The sequence below is a fragment of the Acinetobacter sp. CY79 genome, from assembly GCF_059515845.1.
In genome coordinates, this window is record NZ_JCAKMY010000006.1 from 56025 (window position 1) to 77937 (window position 21913).

Here is a 21913-nt window from a genome sequence, read left to right on the forward strand (position 1 = left end):
TAATGACAACTCAACTCTTGATGGAAATTTTGGTGTCTCTTTTCTTAATCATCGGGGCATTTTTCACCATCGTGGGCGGTATTGGGATGGTGAAATTGCCCGATCTTTTCATGCGCTTACATGCACCGACCAAATCCAGTACTTTGGGTTTAGGTAGTTTTTTGATTGCAGCCATGATTTATGCTGCTTTCCATGGTCGTTTAGGTTTTGCAGAATTACTGATTACGTTACTAGCTTTTATTACAGCGCCCGTATCAGCCAATCTTATTGCACAGGCCGCCATTCATTTACGTTTAAGATCGACTTCAGGTGATGTATCAGAAGCCATTGATCGACCATTACCTTGGCAGAGACAACGTAAAATCAAACAATTTAGAAATGATCAATTCAATAACTAATCTCATTCAAGCGAATAAAAAAACCTCACAATGTGAGGTTTTTTTATTCCACTGATATTCAAGCTTAGCTATACAGCATGGCAGGTTGCGAGTCTTCTTGGAAACTTTCCATTTGATAATCTACGGCTAATTTCTCTTTCCAATAGCTCACTATCTCTGTGTAATCAATCTCTGAGGGATGAAAATCTTTTTTGTAATAGGACAAATATTCAGGAATGAGCTCGATGAGCATTTTTGAGATGAGATAAAAACCATAAAGATTGCCCGAAACTTTCGGTAAACTTTTACGTCGATCTTGAATAAATAAACGACTTGCAGAATAAAACGTTAAGCTTGCAAAACCTGTCGTAACACTACGCATGACGCTACGGCGAACCTTGTCATCTTTATACACAGACTGATAAACATCAAATGCAACAGCACGATGCTCAATTTCCTCAATCGCATGCCACACCCAAAGTTTCATCGCATCTTCATCTAAAGTGCTTAATACTTGTGGATTTCGTAAGATATAGCCACCGAGCAATGCAGTGAAATGCTCAAATGCACAGGTAATCGCAAGTTGTAATTTAGGATGGACTGTACGGATAAATTCATCACGACGTGCGAGCCATGCCTGAAAACTATCGAGCTGGTAGTCGTCACGACGCCATGCATCATTAAATTCTGCATGTGCTTTAGAGTGCATCGCCTCCTGACCGATAAACGCGGCAATCTGTGCTTGCAAGGTTTTATCCGTCACTTTGTCACGAACATTACGCACACTGTGTACAAAGAACTGCTCACCTATTGGAAAGGTTGAAGAGAGTGCAGTCAGTAAATGTGACATCACTGGAGAATCAGCAAAGAAATGTCGCTTAATTGCTTTTGGATTATAACTGAGACGACGGACTTTGATACCCAACGCTTTCGGGCGGTTTAGGTATGATTTTTCTTGCGCCACTTGAGTAAGTGTCATCGCTGTACCCTACTTTGACTTTTGTTTTTTATATACTGTCATAAGCGATTCAATTGTATATTGCCTAAAAAATCAGTGAATCCGTCAAAATAAACATTTTGCCAATACAGCTACACTAAATCATCAATTTCAATGCTTTTATCATTCATTAATTACTGTTTTTATTGAATATTTAAAACCACCTTCATATCACATGCGTTCAGCTGAATGTCGGACAATATGGATCAATCACTACAAAAAATCCCACAAATGTGGGATTTTTTGTAGTGATTGATCAGATTTAGATTAAATCTCTAAATAATCGAGTATACCTTCAGCGGCTTGACGACCTTCCCAAATGGCTGTTACCACCAAGTCAGAACCGCGAACCATATCGCCACCCGCAAAGATTTTGGGATTTGAAGTTTGGAATTTATATTCTTGCTGTTCAGCTGCCACCACACGACCAGATCCATCTAACCCGATATTTACACCAGTGAACCAATCTGCAGGACTGGTACGGAAACCAAATGCTAGAAGCACGGCATCGGCAGGTAAAATCTCTTCAGAACCTGGAATCGGTTCAGGACTACGGCGACCTCGGCTATCTGGCTCACTCAATTGAGTGGTCACCACTTTAACGCCGGTCACTTTGCCATTTTCACCTACAATTTCGATCGGTTGACGGTTAAATGCAAAAGCAACACCTTCTTCACGTGCGTTTTTCACTTCTCGGCGTGAACCTGGCATATTTTCTTCATCACGACGGTAAGCACAGGTTACTGATTCTGCGCCCTGACGAATTGAAGTACGGTTACAGTCCATTGCCGTGTCACCACCACCAAGAACAATCACCTTTTTGCCTTCAACACTAATGTATTCAGATGGATCTTTTTCCCAGCCTTGAGTACGGTTGACATTGGCTATCAGGAAATCAAGCGCATCATAAACACCCTCAAGATCTTCACCTGCAAAACCACCTTTCATGTAGGTATAGGTACCCATACCCATGAATACAGCATCATATTCTGCGAGTAATTGATCAATGGTGACATCTGTACCAATTTCAGTATTGAGACGGAATTCAACACCCATACCTGTGAAAATTTCACGACGGCGTTTCATCACGTCTTTTTCCATTTTAAATTCTGGAATACCAAAGGTCAGTAAGCCACCAATTTCAGGGCGCTTATCAAATACGATTGGTTTTACCCCAGCGCGAACCAAAATATCTGCACAACCTAAGCCCGCAGGCCCTGCACCAATAATCGCAACTTTTTTGTCTGTCCATTTCACTTGTGACATATCAGGACGCCAACCCAAAGCGAAGGCTGTATCATTAATATATTTTTCTGCATTACCAATGGTGACTGCACCAAAACCATCATTTAGGGTACATGCCCCTTCACACAGACGGTCTTGTGGACAAACACGACCACACACTTCTGGCAGAGTATTGGTTTGGTGGCACAGTTCAGCCGCTTGGAAAATACGTCCTTCTGCGATCAATTTTAACCAGTTGGGAATGTAGTTGTGAACTGGACATTTCCATTCACAATACGGGTTACCACACCCTAAACAACGATGACTTTGGTTTGCAGCCACTTCCGTTGTAAAGGGTTTATAAATTTCCACAAACTCAGCTTTGCGGACGTTGAGATCTTTTTTCTCTGGATCTTGGCGTGCGACATCCAGAAATTGAAAGTCATTGTTTAGGCGCTCTGCCATGTCTCTCTCCGTGGGTCAGTGCAGTCTGTTTATCTATCAGCTACACTTGCCTGTCTATCTGTTCGTCGTGAAATTATTGTGGATCAGCTTGAGTTGTTTTTAATAACGTCTGCAAATTGGCAGCTTTTGGTTTCACCAGCCAGAATTTACGACTATAGAAATCAAACTCGTTACGGATCTTGTACGCCCAAGCACTACCTGTTTCAGCAATGTGTTCATCTAAAATACGACTTAAGAATCCTTGATGTTCTTCCATCGCTTCAGTCGAGATACGATTCAGTTCAATCAGCTCATGGTTGTAATGGTCAACAAAGTCATTCTCTAAATCCAGCACATACGCGAAACCACCGGTCATCCCTGCACCGAAGTTATGACCTACTTTACCCAGTACAGTCACAATACCACCAGTCATATATTCACAGCAGTGATCGCCCGCACCTTCAATGACAGCAAATGCACCTGAGTTACGCACAGCGAAACGCTCACCTGCTGTACCCGCTGCAAACAACTTACCACCTGTTGCGCCGTACAAACACGTATTACCAATGATCGCGGTTTCTTGGGTTTGGAATGGTGAACCTTTGGGTGGGAAGATTGAAATACGACCACCTGCCATGCCTTTACCCACGTAATCATTTGCATCACCTTCAAGTTTGATATGCAAACCACCCGCATTCCACACACCGAGAGACTGACCCGCAGTACCGGTTAAATTCATTTTTACCGGATGGGCTTCCATACTTAAGTTGCCATAGCGACGTGCAATTTCACCTGAAATACGTGCGCCAATTGAACGGTCACAGTTACCAATGGTGAAATGATATTCACCGCCTGTACCCGCTTCAATCGCAGGTAGCATTTCAGCCACCATTTTCTCAGCCAACACACCTTTATCAAATGGGGCATTGCCTTCAACTTGACAGTACTGTGCCTTACCTTCAGCCGCAGGATGTGACTCAAGCAGTGCAGTTAAATCCAAATGTCCCTGTTTTTCAGTTTCACCTGGAAGCATTTCCAGTAAATCAGTACGACCTATCAAATCTTTTAAGCTTGAAACACCCAGTGCCGCGAGCCATTCACGCGTTTCTTCCGCAATAAAATGGAAGAAATTAATCAACATTTCAGGCTCACCAATGTAGTGTTCTTGACGTAAATGGTCTTGTTGAGTCGCAACACCTGTTGCACAGTTATTTAAATGGCAAATACGAAGGTATTTACAACCCAATGCAATCATTGGTGTTGAACCAAAACCAAAACTTTCAGCACCCAAAATTGCAGCTTTGACTACGTCCAGACCCGTTTTTAAGCCACCATCGGTTTGTACACGTACTTTGCCACGTAAGTCATTCACACGTAATGCTTGATGTGCTTCACTTAACCCCAATTCCCACGGCGAACCTGCGTGATGAATTGAAGACAATGGTGATGCTGCTGTACCACCGTCATAACCTGAAATGGTAATGAAATCGGCATAGGCTTTGGCCACACCTGCGGCAATCGTACCGACACCTGGTTCAGACACCAGTTTGACTGACACCATGGCTTGAGGATTGACTTGTTTTAAGTCAAAGATCAGCTGTGATAAATCTTCAATCGAGTAAATGTCATGATGCGGTGGAGGTGAAATCAATGTCACACCTGGCACTGAATAACGTAAACGTGCAATGAGGCCATTGACCTTACCCCCCGGTAACTGACCGCCTTCACCCGGTTTTGCACCTTGTGCAACTTTAATCTGTAACACTTCAGCTGAGGTTAGATACGCTGGTGTTACACCAAAACGACCGGATGCAATTTGCTTAATTTTCGAGTTACGAATGGTGCCATAACGTGCAGGATCTTCACCGCCCTCACCCGAGTTAGACCTACCCCCAATGGTGTTCATGGCAATGGCAATTGCTTCATGTGCCTCAGGTGACAACGCCCCAAGTGACATGCCTGCCGAATCAAAGCGTGGCAGGATTTCTGCAACTGCTTCCACTTGATCGAGTGGAATTGAATGGTCTGTTTTGAGTTTGAGTAAATCACGAATCGTTGCAACAGGACGGTTATTCACCAACTCTGCATATTCTTTAAAGTCAGCATACTGACCTGAACGTACAGATTTATGCAAAGCATTAATCACATCTGGGTTAAAAGCATGATATTCCTTATCGAATACGAATTTGAGTAAACCACCTTGCTCGATTGGCTTACGAGATTTCCAAGCCAAGTCAGCCAATTTTTTCAAATCATTTTCAAGGTCAACAAATGTTGCACCTTTAATACGACTTGGAACGCCTTTGAAGCATTTCGCAACCACTTCATCTGAAAGCCCCACCGCTTCAAACAACTGACCTCCACGATAGGAGGCAACAGTGGAAATCCCCATTTTAGACAGGACTTTAAGCAAGCCTTTCTCAATGCCTTTACGGAAATTCGCCTGAGCATGAATGGGATCACCCAATAACTCGCCTTTAGCAATCAAGTCATTGATCACGTCATACGCCAAATATGGATAAATCGCAGTCGCACCAAAACCTAGAATCACAGCAAATTGATGCGGGTCACGCGCAAGCGCTGTCTCAACGATAATATTGGCATCAGTACGTAGGCCAACTTGAATTAAATGGTGATGAATTGCACCAGTGACCATTGCCGCATTGGCAGGTAAGAAACCTTGACGAATTTTACGATCCGAAATCACCAATAATGTTTTACCCTGACGAATCGCTTGTGCAGCCTGTTCACAAATCCGTGAAATTGCAACCTCAGAACCTTCTTCTTCTGGATAGTTTAAATCGATATCTGCGATCTCATAGCCTTTACGACCCAGCGTACGGATTTGATGCATTTTCGAATTTGAAAGTACAGGGCTTGAAATAATCAGACGATCTGCATGCTCTGGACTTTGCTCAAACACATTTTGCTCACGACCCAAACAGGTCTCGAGTGACATCACGATCGATTCACGTAAAGGATCGATCGGCGGATTGGTCACCTGAGCAAACTGTTGACGGAAATAATCCGTCACATGACGCACTTGACGAGACAATACGGCCATTGGGGTGTCATCACCCATCGAACCAACCGCTTCTTGACCACTTTCAGCGATTGGACGAAGCAATTGATCACGCTCTTCAAAAGTCACCATGAACATTTTCTGAGCTGCTTTTAGATCATCGCCTTTTAAGCCTTGATCACATAAGTATTCTTCAAGCTCAGGACTGCCGTGTACACGTACAGAATTTTCGCGTAACCATTCACGATATGGACGCATTTTTTTCAAGTGATTGCTGACATCTTTGGTATCCAGCATTTTGCCTGTGAAGGTATCAATTACTAAGATTTGACCCGGACCGACACGACCTTTAGACACTACATCTTCTGGTTGATATCCCCAAACCCCAATTTCAGAGGCTAAAGTGATATAGCCATTCTTGGTAATCACCCAACGCGCTGGACGTAAACCATTGCGGTCTAGCATACAGATCGCATGACGACCATCTTGAATCACAAGACCTGCAGGACCATCCCACGCTTCCATATGTTTAGAGTTAAATTCATAAAATGCGCGTAAATCTGCATCTAAAGTTTCAACATTTTGCCAAGCGGGTGGCACCAGCATGCGTAGCGCACGGAACAAGTCCATACCCCCACCCACTAAGATCTCAAGCATATTGTCTAAGCTAGAAGAGTCCGAACCTGTACGGTTCACAATTGGGTTTAGCTCAGTTAAACCCGGAAGCAATGGATTTTCAAATTTAGGCGTACGTGCCATTGCCCAGTTACGGTTGGCAGTGATCGTGTTGATTTCACCATTGTGCGCTAAGTAACGGAATGGTTGTGCCAATGGCCAACGTGGAAGCGTATTGGTTGAGAATCGTTGGTGGAATACCACAATATGCGATGCTAATAATGGGTCTGCTAGATCAGTATAAAAATCTGCGATTGCTTCAGGCATCATTAAGCCTTTATAGCTGATCACAGTCGAACATAATGTAGTGACGTAGAAAGACGTGTCTTGCGTTAAATGCTGCTCTGCACGACGACGCGCTAGGAACAATTTACGGTTGAATTCAACCTCAGTCACACCCATTGGACAATTCACAATGATTTGCTCAAAAGCAGGCATCGATTGTAAAGCGATCGATCCCAAAGCATCCACATTGGTCGGAATAACACGCCATGCCAATACTTTCAAACCTTCAGATTCGATTTCCTTTGCAAGTACTTGTTTGGAATGTGCCGCAATTGCAGGGTCAAGATTGAGAAATACCGTACCCACAGCAAAGATTTCGCTTAAGGTAATGTCACTGAGCTTTTTTGCTTCAGCACGAAAGAATGCTTTAGGCATCGCTAAAAGCAGACCACATCCATCACCGGTCTTGCCATCTGCAGCAATACCACCACGGTGCGTCATACAACTTAAACTATGAATAGCGGTCTTGACTAAATCATGACTCGCATCGCCTTGCATATGGGCGATTAATCCGAAACCACAGTTATCTTTAAACTCATCCGGTTGGTATAGACCTTTAGCGGGAGCTACAGTATTAGGCGATGGCATGTGCATAGCGTACCCTTCTTATCAACATGGCCCTAGGGGCAAATCTTGTTCAATTATTCATTTACGATGTCTTGTTTGTATTCGCATTTCTCATTCGTGATTGTGAATTTATGCCTAAAATAAGTTGTGTTCATTGCACTTATTTAACGCAGCGATACATCCTTTAATCGGTCACTGCTTCTAGTTTTTCGCTCCATAATAGGGACAATGCTTAGAACCAGCGCTCTAATGAAGCAATATTTATGCCAAACTTATAATTCACTTTTATTAATTTAGAATTGGTGATCTATATTCAGTAAATTATTATTGCATTATTTTAAGACAACATAATCGCACTAAAAATGGGCGATTAGTATTTTATATACAGCAAATTGCGCTATTTTAGAACTATTTTAATTAAATGGATCACTGATTTGCTGATCAGCCACTCTCTTTTCAGTCGTTGCAGGTTTATTTTCAGTTTGTTTAGGCGTATCAACAGATGTTTGAGAGCGTTGTACATCCACAACTTTACCCGTTTGATCTTTACGCGTAATGGTGGTGCTGGTGGTTGCCTTTGCTGGATCAACCGTATTTGATGGTGGTGATAATCGTGCCAATAAACTTTCATCAATAATCGGAACAGGTGCAGATTTTAATTTCACTTCATAGATCTTATTAGATCCCACTAACTCTTCAGAACCCAAATCATTCACATATCCATCAAATTGCTTAAATTGAACAACTTTCGGCTTCACTGAGGGTGGAAATTGAATCGGGAGTTTCTGTAATTGATCCTTAGCATCTTTTTCATTCTTAAATTGTCCAAAAGCCAAGACATACTGCTCTACTTGATCTTCTCCACTTAAGCGAAAGTAAATGAGACCTTTACGATCTATTTGTTTAAGAAGAAAACTTTTCACAATATCTTCGTTGGTCGATCTAAATAATTCAACCGTATAATTTTTATGATTCTCTTGAATAAACTTCGTTCCACGAAATTCTGCCAAATGATTTCCAGATGCAATAAATCGAGTCGTTGTTTGTAATGGACGAACTTGTTCTGTTAAGCCACCTAAATTCGTGGTTGCAGCGACTTTTTCAGGTTGAATGCTGACGGGCGTATCCTCAACCTTTTTTGACTGTGTTGTCAGCTTTCTGGTATCCGTCATCATCCAAAAAATAATGGCAAAAATAAGCGACAGTACACCACCAATCAACCAAATATTATGCTGAATACTTTGCCAATGTGATTGTTTTACTGTCGCCATACCTTACCTTTATTCTAATTTTGATTACGAATAATCGCTTGTTTCATCAGTTCAATATCAAATTCTTTGGTAATAATCGCTTGCCCAAGCTTTTTCATTAATACCAAACGTAGCTGACCATTCAGCACTTTTTTGTCATGAGACATATAAGCTAAAAAGTCATCTAAAGGAATCTGTGGGCATTTTATCGGTAAATTTGCACGTTGAATGATTTTTTTTGTACGTTCAAGCTCTTGCTCACTTATCCATCCCATCAAATGAGATAAATCCGCTGCCATGACCATACCCGTAGCCACTGCTTCGCCGTGCAACCATTCACCATAACCTAGATAAGATTCAATCGCGTGACCAAAAGTATGCCCAAGATTGAGTAAAGCGCGTTCCCCCTGTTCTTTTTCATCGTTCGCGACGATGCGTGCCTTATGTGCACAAGAACGATAGACTGCTTCAGCCAAAAGCTCTGGATCTTGCTCAACCAGCCCATCCATGTGTGCTTCAAGCCATGCAAGAAACTCGATATCACCCAATAACGCATACTTAATGACTTCAGCCAGACCCGCTGATAGCTCACGCTCAGGTAAAGTTTTGAGCTGTGCCATATCCGCAAGAACCACTTGAGGCTGCTGGAAAGCACCAATCATATTTTTACCTAAAGGATGATTGATTCCTGTTTTTCCACCGACACTTGAGTCGACTTGTGACAATAGGGTTGTAGGCACTTGAATAAAATAAACCCCACGCTGGAAACATGCGGATGCAAAACCTGCCATATCTCCAATGACACCACCACCTAATGCAAGCACGGTACAATCACGATTAAAACCTGCTTCTAATAGCGCATCAAAAATGAGATTTAAGTGCTCACTATTTTTATATTTCTCACCATCAGGCAGAACACATGTTTTAACCTTTTTTCCTAACGCTTCAACAGCAGCAACGTACTTCTCTAAATACAGCGGCTGAACCGTTGTATTGGTCACAATCATGACCTGCTGACCATGTATATAAGGTTCGAGTAATTCTTTGGGATTTAAATGACTGCCAATGAAAATAGGATAACGTCTGTCGCCTAATTCAACAAAAAGGGTTTGCATGATCAAAATACCAGTCGCTTTTAAATAGTTGAAATTTCTTTAGAAATAATCAATTGTAAAATTTTTTGAGCCAAATCTCGTGCAGCACCTTGATTGGTCTCAATAATATGATGAGCAACTTCACGGTACAAAGGATCACGAACATTAAGGAGATCACGTAACTTTTGTTCAGGGTTTTCCACCTGTAACAAAGGACGATTTTTGTCACGGTATGTGCGTTGTAATTGGATTTCTACAGGGGTATATAGATAAATCACGATACCACGTTGGTTTAAGTTTTTACGGTTTATCGCCTGTGTAACAGCACCACCACCCGTTGCAACAACCAAATTATTTTTAGATGTTAAGTCATCAATGACTAAAGATTCTCTTGAACGGAATCCTTGCTCACCCTCTTTTTCAAATATCCATGGGATGGTCGCTCCAGTCTTTCTTTCTATTTCATGATCACTGTCAACGAATTCTCGATGAAGTAGATCTGCCAGATGTCGACCAACAGTTGTTTTTCCTGCTCCCATGGGCCCTACCAAATAGATATTCGGTAGGGATTCAAACTCTTTGCTTTGCAAGGAGTCACCTATTGAATTGCTTTCATTGAAAGTATATTAATGATTTCTAGATTGACTGTCATTAACAATTCTTGGTGTCACAAAGATTAACAGCTCACGTTTGCTATCAGATTTAGAATCACGACGGAATAAACGTCCAATCGCAGGCAAATCACCTAAGAATGGTACTTTAGTTTGTACAGAACGTGATTCTTGTTCAAAAATACCACCCAATACCACGGTCTCACCATTATCAACAAGCACATTGGTTTCTATTGCATTTTTGTTGATCGTCAACTGACCCGTTGGCGTTGGTGCTCCTGGAGTATCACTAGTAATGTTCAATTTCATTTGAACTTTACCATCAGGGGTAATACTTGGGGTGACATCTAAGCTCAATGTCGCATCAATAAACTCAGTTGTAGACACGGCATTTTGCCCACCGCCTTCAGCAGATTGATATGGGATTTGAGAACCCGATGCCACTTTAGCTTGCTGTTTATCTGCAGTTAAGACTTTCGGTGTTGAAATCACTTCACCATAACCATCAGCTTGTAATGCTGACAACTCAAGATCCAACATGAAATCAGACATATTGATCAAACCAAAGGCAATTTTACCTGCAGCATTTGCGACACCAAGATCTACGTTTAAGTTCTGTGGGCGTTCAATAGTCACTTTGCCATCATCATCTGGCGTCTTAATATCCCAAAGTGTCTTATCACTACCACCAATAATAATATCATTATTACCAATACGATCTGTCGTAGCTACCCCCCACTTCACACCCATATCTTTTGAGAAGTCGGTGGTTGCACGAACAATGCGTGCTTCAATCATCACTTGCTTCACAGATACATCAAGTAGATCAATCATCTTACGAATTTGATCAATTTTTTGAGCTGTATCATTCACAATTAAAGTATTGGTCCGTGGATCAACTGAAACTGTTCCACGCGGACTTAAAAGTGATCCAACACTATCCCCAAGCGGATCATTTCCACCACCTGCATTATTTGTATTACCACTATTGGAGCTATTTCTACCTTGGGTAATCAACTTTTCAATATCAGCGACTTTGGCATAATTCAGCTGAATATATTCAGTTTGAAGGGGTGCCAATTTTACGCTTTGTGCAATCGCTTTCGCCTCATCTTCTTCGGCTTTAATCAGCTCAGAAACAGGCGCAATCCAAATCACACTACCGTTACGACGTTTATCGAGATTCTTAGTTTTTAGAATAATATCAAGTGCTTGATCCCAAGGCACATCTTTTAAGCGAAGTGTGATATTTCCTTGCACAGTATCTGCCGCGACCATGTTGATTCCAGTGAAATCAGCCAACAATTGCAGAACACGTCTTACTTCAATGTCTTGGAAATCAAGAGAGATTTTATTACCTACATAGTTTGTGGTTTTTTGAGAACTCACAACCCCTTTTTTCTCCTCAGGTCGTTTCAAACTAATCGTAAGCTTATCTTCAGCCTGAAAAGCCATATATTCATAGCTACCCGATGCTTGAATCGTAATCACACCATTTGAGCCATCATTATAGGCATCAACTGTAGAAACAGGCGTCGCAAAATCATTTACATTAAGTCGACGAATTAAATGCGCTGGAATTTTATTCCCTAAGAAGCGTACAACAACTTTGCTTCCTTGTTGTTTGACATCTACAGGTGTATTAGCACTCTGAAGATTCAAAATCACTTGTCCTTCACCTGTTCCACCACGCTGGAAACCAATGTCAGCCAATCCATGAGTGGGTTGCTGTTGTACTGGAGCTAAAACAGGAGTTGCTAATGGAGCACTGTCATTATTAATCTTAAGAATGAAAGTATTCCCTTCAACACGCGTTGTATATTGACCTGTCTGTTTCAAATTTACAGTGAGACGTGCACGTTGATCATCAGATGCAATATCCACTGAGCTTGCTTCATTGGTTGAAACAGGGATGCTCGTTTTACTTAAGGTTTGTTTCGCCTGATTAAAATCCAAAATCAAACGAGCTGGATTTTCTACCTGATAAGCTTGTGGCTGAGGTGGTAACCCATTAAACATCACACGAATTTCAGTCCCTTGTCCAGGCACTTGCATGGGTACGACATTGGTCATGGTGACTTGTGCCGTAGCAACTTGTGTAATTGCAATACTGATTGTTGCCAATGCAAATTGACGAAGTTTTGAACTCATGAAAAAACCTTCCCCACCCAAAAAATTATGCTCACTATTTTTCATTTTTATTCCTTATCTTAATCGACTGGACCAAGTAAAACCAAGCTTCTTGGTCTCTCGATAAATCCATCACGGCCGTCTGGTACGATTTCCAATAAGTCAATTCGAGTCGGCGTAATCTGTGTAATACGCCCTTGATTGACGCCCATGTAATTGCCGCGTTGAACTTTTTCAATCTCACCGTCAGGCGAATTAATTAACGCAATAATTTGACCATTTTTACCGACCAGACTCCCTTTAAAACTTAACGTTTCTAATGGATAGCTTTCTAAAGGCTGAGGTGGTCTTGAAAAGTTAGGATAAACACGTTTACCTGACATCACCTTCAACTCATTTGCCAATGAATTCGGTAATACTGGACTACGTAACTGTTGTGCTGAATATTGAAAAACAGGCACGGGATTAAATACAGGTGCAGGCTCAATCGGCAATGGCGGCTGACTACGAATATTGGCCATTTCTTGATTAACAGCATCAATTCTAGAATCACATCCAACCATCAAAGCCAATGTCATTAGACATAACGAACTTTTTAATGTTTTCATCACTTCGGCTCCTCTGTCGTCTGTGCAACTGGTGCTTCCGCTGAAGCTGGAGCAGCAGGTAGATCATTCGCTGTAGCAACATAACGGTAAGTCTTCGCCTGAATTTTGTAATCTACAGCTGGAATATCCGATTTATTTTCTTTCGAAGCCGAAGCACTTAATTCAAAATCATGTAAGGTCACAATTCGAGGTAAGGTTGCAATACCACTGACAAAATTACCAAATGAATGATAATCACCAGTTGCTTCAATAGAGATCGGCTGTTCGATAAAGAATTCTTGCGTCACTTCATTTTCAAGACGAATATTTTTAAACTTGAGACCCGCTTCAACCCCTGTTCTATTGATATCTTCAACCAAACTTGGAATTTCAGTGTCTTTCGGTAATTGTTGTAATTGCTGAGTAAAGTTGGCTTCCATTTGCTGTAGCTGAGCCTGATACTGCTGTAAATTCCTCAGCTTGGAATCTTTTTCTTTAAACTCATTTAACAAATTTTGTTCCTGAGCATTCGCTCGATCTATCGCATCCATTTTGGGCTTAATTGCTAAAAAATAGCCAATTGCACAGACCAAAAAGAACAAAAATATCCAGCAGGTGATCTTGACGGACATTGGCCAACCACCAAAATTATTGGTGTCTAGCGTATTGAATTGCTGAAAAAATTTATCGACACTCATCGGCTTCTTTTTGGGAGCATCTAATGTTGAATCTAGTTCATCTAAATCATCACGACTCATGGTACAGCCCCCTTATTCGCTGAGTTATCTTGAGCTGGCAAAGCGATTTCACCCAAATCTACAGTGACAACAAATGTGCCATAAGACTCTTCCACACGAGGCACAACAGAAGTAGCAACTTTCTCTTTATTTTCTGCTGCCGCTAAAAATGAGTTCATGAATGCATTGCGATACCATGGCGAAGCTTCTAAGCCACGAAGTAATTCTGCAACTGCATTTGGACTCTCAGCTTTTCCTTCAATTGTAAATTTATCCCCTGTACGCGTAAATTTAGTCACATACACAGTCGTTGGCATAATACGAACCAGTTCATCTACCAATCGAACAGTTACAGGTCTTTGTCCTTCAAGACCTTGAATCAACTTCATTCGCTCAATTACGGTATTACGGCGCTCTTGCAGACCATCAAGTGATTTCAACTGTGTATCGAGATTTTGATTGGTACTGACCACCAATTGATTCGCTTGCTCTTGATCATTCAATTTTTGATCAAGATAGAACCATGTCGCTAAGATGGTCGCAATTGCCAATAACGCAACAGCGATACAAACAGTGATAAATTGTTTTTTTCGTTGTTCTCTTAGCTCATCGCGCCAAGGGAGTAAGTTAATTTTAGCCATTAATCAAAACTCCTCAATGCCAATCCGCACGCCACCAAGAGTGATGGAGCATCATTTTCAATTTTTCGAAGATCAATTTGAGGAGAAAAACCCATTTGTAAAAATGGATTTGCAACTGTGACTCGATAACCGAGCTTTTGCTGCATTAACTTTTGTAGACCTGGGATATTTGCATTACCACCAGCCAACAAAATATGGTCAATTTCATTAAATTGCGAAGAGGAGAAAAAGAATTGCAAAGAACGTGCAGCTTGCTGAACAACTGCATCTAGGAATGGCATCAATACTTCAGACTCGTAATCGTCTGGCAAAGTACGATCTTTTTTAGCACGACCCGCTTCATCAAACGATAAGCCATAACGATTTTGAACGTCTTGAGTCAGTTGCTTACCGCCAAAAACTTGCTCACGTGTATAGATGATTTTACCGTTTTGCATCACCGATAGTGTTGTCATAGTATGACCGATATCTAAAATACCCACTAGATTTACACCAATCGGCAAAGTATCAGAGAACACTTCAAAACTACGCTCTAAAGCATAACTTTCAACGTCCACAATTTTGGGTGTAACACCAACTAAATCAAGAACTTCTACACGAGAATCCACATTTTCAGTTCGCGTCGCAACCAACAAGACATTGACACGGCTTGATGAGCTCAGTTTGTCAGGCAACACCTCAAAATCAAGACTGACTTCATCCAATGGGAAAGGAATATATTGCTCAGCATCCATACGAATTTGAACTTCACGTTCATCGTCGGTCATGTCAGCATCCATCTCAATCACTTTATGAATGACCATAGAGGTTGGGACTGCAATGGCTGCATTCGATGATTGTGGATTTGCAATATTCATTGCGCGCTCTAAAGCATCCGCAACGTTTTCAACATTTAAGATATTTTTTTCGACCACACTGCCATCGATCAGCGGGCTTAAGCCGTAGCTTTCTACCCAATAGCGACCATTTTTAACAGACAGTTCCAATAACTTTACAGAAGTAGAACTAATATCTACTCCCATTAACCCCTTATTTGGCTTACGATAAAGTCTAAGCACGATGCAATTCCTATTATTTTTTTCCCCAACAACTATACAAACTAAAGACTCACGGTCTAATTTTTTTACGGATATAAAACTCAACTAACATTCCGTTAAATGAGAAGTTATACTGACCATCAATTAGTTTGCCTTTAGCACCTATTAAAACTTACTTGTTATGAAAAAGCTATCTTGTTGTGGAAACATTCATCCATTTTTTTTGCTGATTATTATAATTTTATTGACCGTACCAATGGGTTTTTACGGTATGTACTTGTACATCGCTCCATCGCTACCAGAAATGAGTTCATTAAAAAAAGCACCTTTGTTAAAGCCATTACAAGTTTATACAGCAGATAATCAACTTATTTCTGAATATGGCGGAAAACTTTCTGTTCCTGTTGAATATAATCAAATACCTGAAGAATTTATTCATGCTTTTCTGGCTGCTGAAGATTCGTCTTTCTTTGAACATAGTGGAATTAGTTTTAAAGGTCTAGGGCGTGCATTGAGCGAAACCGTAACTGGCTCAGATGTGCAAACAGGTGGCTCCACAATCACGATGCAGGTGGCAAAGAACTATTACTTAACGCCTGAAAGAACACTTAAGCGTAAACTGACTGAAATCTTCTTGGCTCGAAAAATAGAACAAAACTTAAGTAAAGAAGATATTTTAACGCTTTACGTGAATAAAATTTTCTTAGGCAAAAATGCCTACGGTATTGCTGCCGCAGCTAAAATTTACTATGACAAAAGCTTAGCTGATTTATCTATTGCTCAAATGGCAATGATTGCTGGCTTACCGAAAGCCCCTTCAAAATATAATCCTGTTGCCAATCCAGAGCGTGCTTTGGAACGTCGCAATTGGATTTTAGGACGTATGTTGCAACTCGGCTATATCAATCAAAATCAATATAAAGTTGCTGTGGCAGAACCTGTAGTCTTGAATATGCCCGATCGAGGATTAAGTAATAAATTCCCCTATGTCGGTGAAATGGTACGCTCTGAGTTAGTGAGTAAGTTTGGTGATCTTGCAGTTGATTCAGGCTACAAGGTCTATACGACTATTGACTCTAAACGTCAACAATATGCTGAAGATTCGGTTCAACGTGGCTTAGAGGACTATGACCGTCGCCATGGTTGGCGTGGTGCAGAAGCGCATGACGAACCCTTGAAAAATTTCATGGCATTTGCAAACACTTACCCTGTTGAAGTCACCAAGGTCAATTCCAATTCCTTCGAAGCCTTAATGCAAGATGGAAAAACGGTCACTGTGCCATGGTCGGGCATGTCTTGGGCACGCCCCTATCGCAATGCAAATAGTGTAGGTGGTGCACCCAGTCGTGCTTCTCAGATTGTGAAAGTAAAAGATATTGTTCGACTTCGTCCAAATGAAGCAAAGACTTCATGGGCACTGGTGCAATTGCCTAAAGTACAGGGTCAATTGATCGCGATGAATCCAAATGATGGTGCAATCATTGCGATTGTCGGTGGTTATAATTTTTATCAATCTAAATTTAACCGTGCCTTACAAGGCTGGCGTCAACCAGGTTCAATTATTAAACCATTTGTTTATGCCTTGGCTTTAGAGCGTGGTATGACCCCTCACAGCATGGTCAGTGACAACCCGATCACCATTGGAAAATGGTCACCGCGTAACTCGGATGGGCGTTATTTGGGAATGATCCCATTACGTCGTGCGCTTTATTTATCACGTAATACAGTTTCAGTTCGTTTATTACAATCTGTGGGTATTGAAAGAACCCGTCAGTTGTTTATGGACTTTGGCCTGCAAGAAGATCAAATTCCACGTAATTACACCATTGCTTTAGGGACGCCTCAAGTACTTCCTGTTCAAATGGCAACAGGTTACTCAGCCATTGCCAACGGTGGTTTTCGTATCCAACCTCATTTCATCAGTCGTATTGAAGATGCTTACGGTAAAGTGATTTATCAAGCAAAACCCGAATATGCATGTATTTCATGTATTAAACCTGTGAAAGAAAATACTGATGAACAACAGGCAACGCCTGATGATGAAGTGATTGAAGTGAACAACCAAACTTTAGAACAGGAAGAAAAAGTACCTACGCTCACCAAAGAAGAAAAAAGCCAATACCGTCAAGCGCAACGTATTTTAAAATCAAGTTCTGCTTTTGACATGTCGAATATTTTGAAAGATGTGATTCAGCATGGTACAGGTCGTGCGGCGTTGAAAATAGGTCGAAATGATATTGGTGGCAAAACGGGAACAACCAATGATGCAAAAGATGCTTGGTTTGCTGGCTTTAATGGAAAATTGGTGACTGTTGCTTGGGTTGGATTTGATCAACCTTCAACTTTAGGTCGTCGAGAATATGGTGGTATTGCAGCGCTTCCTATTTGGAGCAATTTCATGAGCAAGGCACTTGCAGGAACACCACATGCTTGGGTCGCTTTAGATAAAAATGCCAAAGCACCTTTAACTCGTGATCAGCGTCATAGTCCTACAGCCACTGTAGTAGAAAAAGATTCAAGTCCGGCATCCCCTCCTCTGGCTCGCCCGATCTATCGCCCGACGCCTGTAACGCCAACACGCAATGAAACTCGTGACTTTGATGATCTACCAGGTGAAGAACAAGATTTGGAACCTATTAAAACAGCACCGCCTGCTTTAAACCAAACACCGAAAAAAGAAGCGCCAAAACAGGATTCGTTGGAAAATTTAATTAACGAAGTCCAATAGTCCTAAGTACAGTGATCTTAAGTACAGTGATCCTAAGTTCAATAAAAAAGCTCTCAATGAGGGCTTTTTTATTTTTAAGTTCTTTATGCTTCAATTGGCTTCTTTTTAAATACAAAGATTTGAAATTGTGCTGCTAGTGCAAAATGTTGCTTTTCTTCTAAAGCTTTACGTAATTCAGGTTTAGCCTTGTAAGCGTATGGTGTCATTGCAATTAAGTTTTTTAAACCTTGCTGATTTAATTCAAAGGGTGCATCAATAACGATATCGTCCACTAAATCAAAATGATCTTTTAATTGCTGTACAAATTTATGTGGTTCATGTGGATTGACCTCTTCAAATAAGGCTTCACGCATCGCATATAAATGCTGAGGTGCTGGTGTGACCACGATGAGATGACCATCCGTTTTTAAGACACGCAATATTTCTTGTTCTGGAATTGGGCTAAATAAACTGGTACATAGATCTATAGATTGATCCAGCACAGGTAAAATTGCGCCAGTCCCCACCACCCAAGTGACTTCTTTATTTAATTTAGCAGCGATTTGCACCGCATTTTTTGCAATATCTACACCCACCACTTGGATCGCCTCAGCTTGCATCGCATGAGTGTAATACCCCTCACCACAACCAATATCGAGCAGATTCTCAATTTTAAGCTGATGAATTTTCTTCACCACTGCTTTTTGCAATGGCGCATAAAATCCAGCACTTAAAAAATCACGGCGTGCTTGCACAGATTCAGGCGTGTCCCCTGGATTTTTACTGTGCTTATGTTGCACAACATGCAGATTCACATAACCTTGTTTGGCAACATCATAACTATGATTGCTTTCACAGCGCCACGTTTTGTCATTGAGCACTAATGCCTTACGACACACAGGACACATCAGCAGATTCATCTTTTTCTCCAAAGGATTGGCTTTATGTGGCAATAAAAAAGCCGGCAATTGCCGACTTTTTCAAGTATTGAGGCTTAGCGTAATTTTAAAGTCATTAGACCTAAAACTACTAGCATAATTGTGATAATCCAGAAACGAATCACCACTTGTGTCTCGCGCCAGCCTTTTTTCTCATAGTGATGATGCAATGGCGCCATCAAGAAAACTCGCTTTTGACGCATACGCAATGAACCGATCTGTAAGAAAACTGAAATCGCTTCCACCACAAATACACCCCCCATAATCGCGAATACGATTTCTTGGCGTACCATCACTGCAATCGTACCGAGCATTGCCCCCAATGATAATGCACCGACATCACCCATAAACACTTGAGCTGGATGTGCGTTATACCAAAGGAAAGCCAAACCTGCACCAATCATGGCAGCACAAATCACCACAAGCTCCGATGCATTTCTCACATAAGGAATATGTAAATAATTAGCAAAACGTACATCACCTGCTAGATACGCAAATACACCCAATCCTGCAGCAACCAGTACGATGGGCATGATTGCCAAACCATCCAAACCATCGGTTAAATTCACAGCATTAGACGCACCGTTAATCACCAAGAAAGTAAAGATAATAAAGCCAATACCCAATGGAATTGCCGACAATGGAATACTAAAATCTTTTAAAAATGGAATCAGCAAATCCAACATGTTGGCAGTATTGACAGGATTTGCTTCTTGCTGGGCGATAATATACAACGCGATGCCTGCGCCGAGTGCACCCACTGAAGTCCAAAAGAATTTTTTCTTTGCAGGTAAACCCGCATTGTCTTTATAACGAACTTTAATCCAGTCATCTGCCCAGCCCACAGCACCAAAAATCACCATCACGGCTAGAACGATCCAAACATAGGGGTTGGATAAATCAGCCCACAATAATGTTGAGATCCCGATGGAGAGGAGAATCAAAATCCCGCCCATCGTTGGTGTACCCATTTTCTTGGCATGACCTTCAGGGGCATAAGAGCTGACCGCTTGACCATACTTCAATGCTTGAAGCTTACGAATCATCATGGGTCCAAGCGCCAATCCAATCGCCAATGCTGTCAAGACACTCAGCAATGAACGTAACGTTAAATAGCGAACCACGTTAAACGAGCTGTGATAGCCCGCCAGTTGCTCAAATAACCATAACAGCATTTAGATCTTCTCCATCAATTCAGTCATCAACGTTTCCATATGGGTATAACGAGAACCTTTAAATAGGAAACTCATGGACTGAGGCTGATGTGTTTTAATTAAATCAACTAAAAATGGCAAAGCTTGCTCTTGATTTAAGAAAGCCTGCATTTTTTTACCATATTGCGTACTACGCGCACCCTCTTGTGCTGCAGGGGCAAATTCTCCGACAGCGACAACAAAGTTCAAACCTTTAAGCGAAACTAAATCGCGACCGAGCATATAGTGTTCTCGCGCAGCAGCAGATCCAAGCTCTCCAATATCACCTGTCACCATGACACGAATACCTTCTTGTTGAGCAAGGACTTCACCCGCCGCGCGCATCGAAGTGGGGTTGGCATTATAGGTATCATCAATAAATAAGTATTTATCTTTTTGAATAAAGTTCAGACGACCTTTAGCGCCTGTCGCAGTTTCCAAACCTGCAACGACATCCTCTAGAGATATTCCTATAGCCAATGCAAAGGCAGTTGCTGCTGTTGCATTTTGGACATTGTGCTCACCTGCAAATGGCAAATCGACTTGGCGTGATCCATTTGGTGTATTCAATGTAAAAGTCGCAGATTGAGGATGAAGTTGAATTTCAGTTGCATACACATCCCCACCTTGACCGAAACTCATCTTTTGATCTGTCACCACGGATTTTAAAATCGTTTCAGCAAAGTCATCTGCACGAGGAACAATGGATGTGCCTGTCTCAGCAATATGCGCATAAATTTCAGACTTCGCACGACAAATTCCATCACGGCCGCCAAACTCACCTAAATGTGCAGTCCCAATATTAATAATCCCTGCAACATGAGGCTGAACCAGATTTGAGGTGTAATCAATCTCACCCTGATGACTTGCACCCAACTCTATGACCGCATATTGATGCTCTGGGCGAAGCTCCAACAGCATCATCGGGACACCCAAATCATTATTGAGATTGCCACGCGTGATTAAGGTCGGGGCAATTCGATTTAAAATACTGCCCAACATTTCTTTAGTGGTGGTCTTACCACTACTGCCTGTGAGTGCGATCACTTTCAACTGCGGATTTTTTTGGCGACGATAAGCCCCCAAGTGACCGAGTGCTAAGCGCGTATCCTCAACCACCAACTGGCAAATATCCGCATCAATCGGTTGGCTGACAATCGCAATTTCACAACCCTGTATTGCAACTTGTGCAATAAAATCATGCGCATCAAAGCGTTCACCTTTGAGTGCTAAGAATGCATCTCCATGTTCTGCATCACGTGAATCAGTCAAAATCCGTTTAATCTCACCAGAAGGCACTTTATCGTTATGCCATTGCCCTTGAGTTGCATCTTTTAATTGTTCTGCTGTCCAAGGGACTAATGTCGCCGTGCTGGTTGTTGAAGTATGCATATGGA

Annotated in this window: 16 protein-coding genes; 2 read left to right on the forward strand and 14 right to left on the reverse strand. The window is 41.6% G+C overall.

Going from position 1 to position 21913, the window contains the following annotated elements:
• The first annotated feature begins 2 nt into the window (after positions 1-2).
• Positions 3-398 (forward strand): Na+/H+ antiporter subunit G, encoded by a 396-nt coding sequence (locus tag AC5YCE_RS03330; protein ID WP_496124660.1) that lies wholly within the window; start codon positions 3-5, stop codon positions 396-398.
• A gap of 64 nt (positions 399-462) precedes the next feature.
• Here the strand turns inward: AC5YCE_RS03330 and AC5YCE_RS03335 are convergent, their stop codons facing one another.
• The 11 genes from AC5YCE_RS03335 to AC5YCE_RS03385 form a co-directional block, all read right to left on the reverse strand.
• Entirely contained in the window at positions 463-1356 is an 894-nt protein-coding gene (locus AC5YCE_RS03335) for a metal-dependent hydrolase (protein WP_496171052.1), read from the reverse strand.
• 285 nt (positions 1357-1641) lie between these two features.
• Complete coding sequence (locus AC5YCE_RS03340; protein ID WP_496124658.1) at positions 1642-3063, reverse strand: FAD-dependent oxidoreductase; 1422 nt, start codon at positions 3061-3063, stop codon at positions 1642-1644.
• 73 nt (positions 3064-3136) lie between these two features.
• Positions 3137-7612 carry a glutamate synthase large subunit gene (gltB, locus tag AC5YCE_RS03345; protein WP_496171053.1) on the reverse strand — a complete coding sequence of 1492 codons (4476 nt, stop codon included), beginning with the start codon at positions 7610-7612 and terminating at the stop codon, positions 3137-3139.
• 392 nt (positions 7613-8004) lie between these two features.
• The gene (locus AC5YCE_RS03350; protein WP_496171054.1) at positions 8005-8862 is read right to left on the reverse strand and encodes a hypothetical protein; all 858 of its coding nucleotides are present in this window, start codon (positions 8860-8862) and stop codon (positions 8005-8007) included.
• Between the two features lie 14 nt (positions 8863-8876).
• Positions 8877-9956: a 3-dehydroquinate synthase gene (aroB, locus tag AC5YCE_RS03355; protein WP_496171055.1), complete on the reverse strand. Its 1080-nt coding sequence runs from the start codon at positions 9954-9956 to the stop codon at positions 8877-8879.
• A gap of 20 nt (positions 9957-9976) precedes the next feature.
• Positions 9977-10525 carry a shikimate kinase AroK gene (aroK, locus tag AC5YCE_RS03360; RefSeq protein ID WP_496124654.1) on the reverse strand — a complete coding sequence of 183 codons (549 nt, stop codon included), beginning with the start codon at positions 10523-10525 and terminating at the stop codon, positions 9977-9979.
• Positions 10526-10561: 36 nt separating this feature from the next.
• Positions 10562-12742 (reverse strand): type IV pilus secretin PilQ, encoded by a 2181-nt coding sequence (locus tag AC5YCE_RS03365; protein ID WP_496171056.1) that lies wholly within the window; start codon positions 12740-12742, stop codon positions 10562-10564.
• Between the two features lie 14 nt (positions 12743-12756).
• Positions 12757-13284 carry a pilus assembly protein PilP gene (locus AC5YCE_RS03370; RefSeq protein WP_496124652.1) on the reverse strand — a complete coding sequence of 176 codons (528 nt, stop codon included), beginning with the start codon at positions 13282-13284 and terminating at the stop codon, positions 12757-12759.
• Positions 13284-14021 (reverse strand): type IV pilus inner membrane component PilO, encoded by a 738-nt coding sequence (locus AC5YCE_RS03375; RefSeq protein ID WP_496171057.1) that lies wholly within the window; start codon positions 14019-14021, stop codon positions 13284-13286. Before AC5YCE_RS03375 ends, AC5YCE_RS03370 begins: the two co-directional genes overlap by 1 nt.
• Positions 14018-14641 (reverse strand): PilN domain-containing protein, encoded by a 624-nt coding sequence (locus AC5YCE_RS03380; protein WP_496171058.1) that lies wholly within the window; start codon positions 14639-14641, stop codon positions 14018-14020. The genes AC5YCE_RS03375 and AC5YCE_RS03380 overlap by 4 nt, the downstream gene beginning before the upstream one ends.
• Positions 14641-15699, reverse strand: a complete 1059-nt coding sequence (locus AC5YCE_RS03385) for a pilus assembly protein PilM (protein WP_496124649.1) — start codon at positions 15697-15699, stop codon at positions 14641-14643. The genes AC5YCE_RS03380 and AC5YCE_RS03385 overlap by 1 nt, the downstream gene beginning before the upstream one ends.
• Positions 15700-15859: 160 nt before the next feature.
• Between AC5YCE_RS03385 and ponA the strand changes: the two genes are divergently transcribed.
• Positions 15860-18406 (forward strand): penicillin-binding protein PBP1a, encoded by a 2547-nt coding sequence (gene ponA, locus AC5YCE_RS03390; protein WP_496171059.1) that lies wholly within the window; start codon positions 15860-15862, stop codon positions 18404-18406.
• An 83-nt stretch (positions 18407-18489) separates the two neighbouring features.
• Here the strand turns inward: ponA and AC5YCE_RS03395 are convergent, their stop codons facing one another.
• The 3 genes from AC5YCE_RS03395 to AC5YCE_RS03405 all read right to left on the reverse strand — a co-directional run bounded on the left by AC5YCE_RS03395 (position 18490) and on the right by AC5YCE_RS03405 (position 21908).
• Positions 18490-19305: a putative RNA methyltransferase gene (locus tag AC5YCE_RS03395; RefSeq protein WP_496124647.1), complete on the reverse strand. Its 816-nt coding sequence runs from the start codon at positions 19303-19305 to the stop codon at positions 18490-18492.
• Positions 19306-19379: 74 nt separating this feature from the next.
• Positions 19380-20498 (reverse strand): phospho-N-acetylmuramoyl-pentapeptide-transferase, encoded by a 1119-nt coding sequence (mraY, locus tag AC5YCE_RS03400; protein ID WP_496171060.1) that lies wholly within the window; start codon positions 20496-20498, stop codon positions 19380-19382.
• The gene (locus AC5YCE_RS03405) at positions 20499-21908 is read right to left on the reverse strand and encodes a UDP-N-acetylmuramoyl-tripeptide--D-alanyl-D-alanine ligase (protein WP_496124645.1); all 1410 of its coding nucleotides are present in this window, start codon (positions 21906-21908) and stop codon (positions 20499-20501) included.
• Positions 21909-21913 lie beyond the last annotated feature (5 nt).

Coding starts and splice junctions, on each gene's coding strand:
- AC5YCE_RS03330 (WP_496124660.1), top strand. CDS start 3: ATGACAACTCAACTCTTGATGGAAATTTTGGTGTCTCTTTTCTTAATC.
- AC5YCE_RS03335 (WP_496171052.1), bottom strand. CDS start 1,356: ATGACACTTACTCAAGTGGCGCAAGAAAAATCATACCTAAACCGCCCG.
- AC5YCE_RS03340 (WP_496124658.1), bottom strand. CDS start 3,063: ATGGCAGAGCGCCTAAACAATGACTTTCAATTTCTGGATGTCGCACGC.
- gltB (WP_496171053.1), bottom strand. CDS start 7,612: ATGCCATCGCCTAATACTGTAGCTCCCGCTAAAGGTCTATACCAACCG.
- AC5YCE_RS03350 (WP_496171054.1), bottom strand. CDS start 8,862: ATGGCGACAGTAAAACAATCACATTGGCAAAGTATTCAGCATAATATT.
- aroB (WP_496171055.1), bottom strand. CDS start 9,956: ATGCAAACCCTTTTTGTTGAATTAGGCGACAGACGTTATCCTATTTTC.
- AC5YCE_RS03365 (WP_496171056.1), bottom strand. CDS start 12,742: ATGAAAAATAGTGAGCATAATTTTTTGGGTGGGGAAGGTTTTTTCATG.
- AC5YCE_RS03370 (WP_496124652.1), bottom strand. CDS start 13,284: ATGAAAACATTAAAAAGTTCGTTATGTCTAATGACATTGGCTTTGATG.
- AC5YCE_RS03375 (WP_496171057.1), bottom strand. CDS start 14,021: ATGAGTCGTGATGATTTAGATGAACTAGATTCAACATTAGATGCTCCC.
- AC5YCE_RS03380 (WP_496171058.1), bottom strand. CDS start 14,641: ATGGCTAAAATTAACTTACTCCCTTGGCGCGATGAGCTAAGAGAACAA.
- ponA (WP_496171059.1), top strand. CDS start 15,860: ATGAAAAAGCTATCTTGTTGTGGAAACATTCATCCATTTTTTTTGCTG.
- AC5YCE_RS03395 (WP_496124647.1), bottom strand. CDS start 19,305: ATGAATCTGCTGATGTGTCCTGTGTGTCGTAAGGCATTAGTGCTCAAT.
- mraY (WP_496171060.1), bottom strand. CDS start 20,498: ATGCTGTTATGGTTATTTGAGCAACTGGCGGGCTATCACAGCTCGTTT.
- AC5YCE_RS03405 (WP_496124645.1), bottom strand. CDS start 21,908: ATGCATACTTCAACAACCAGCACGGCGACATTAGTCCCTTGGACAGCA.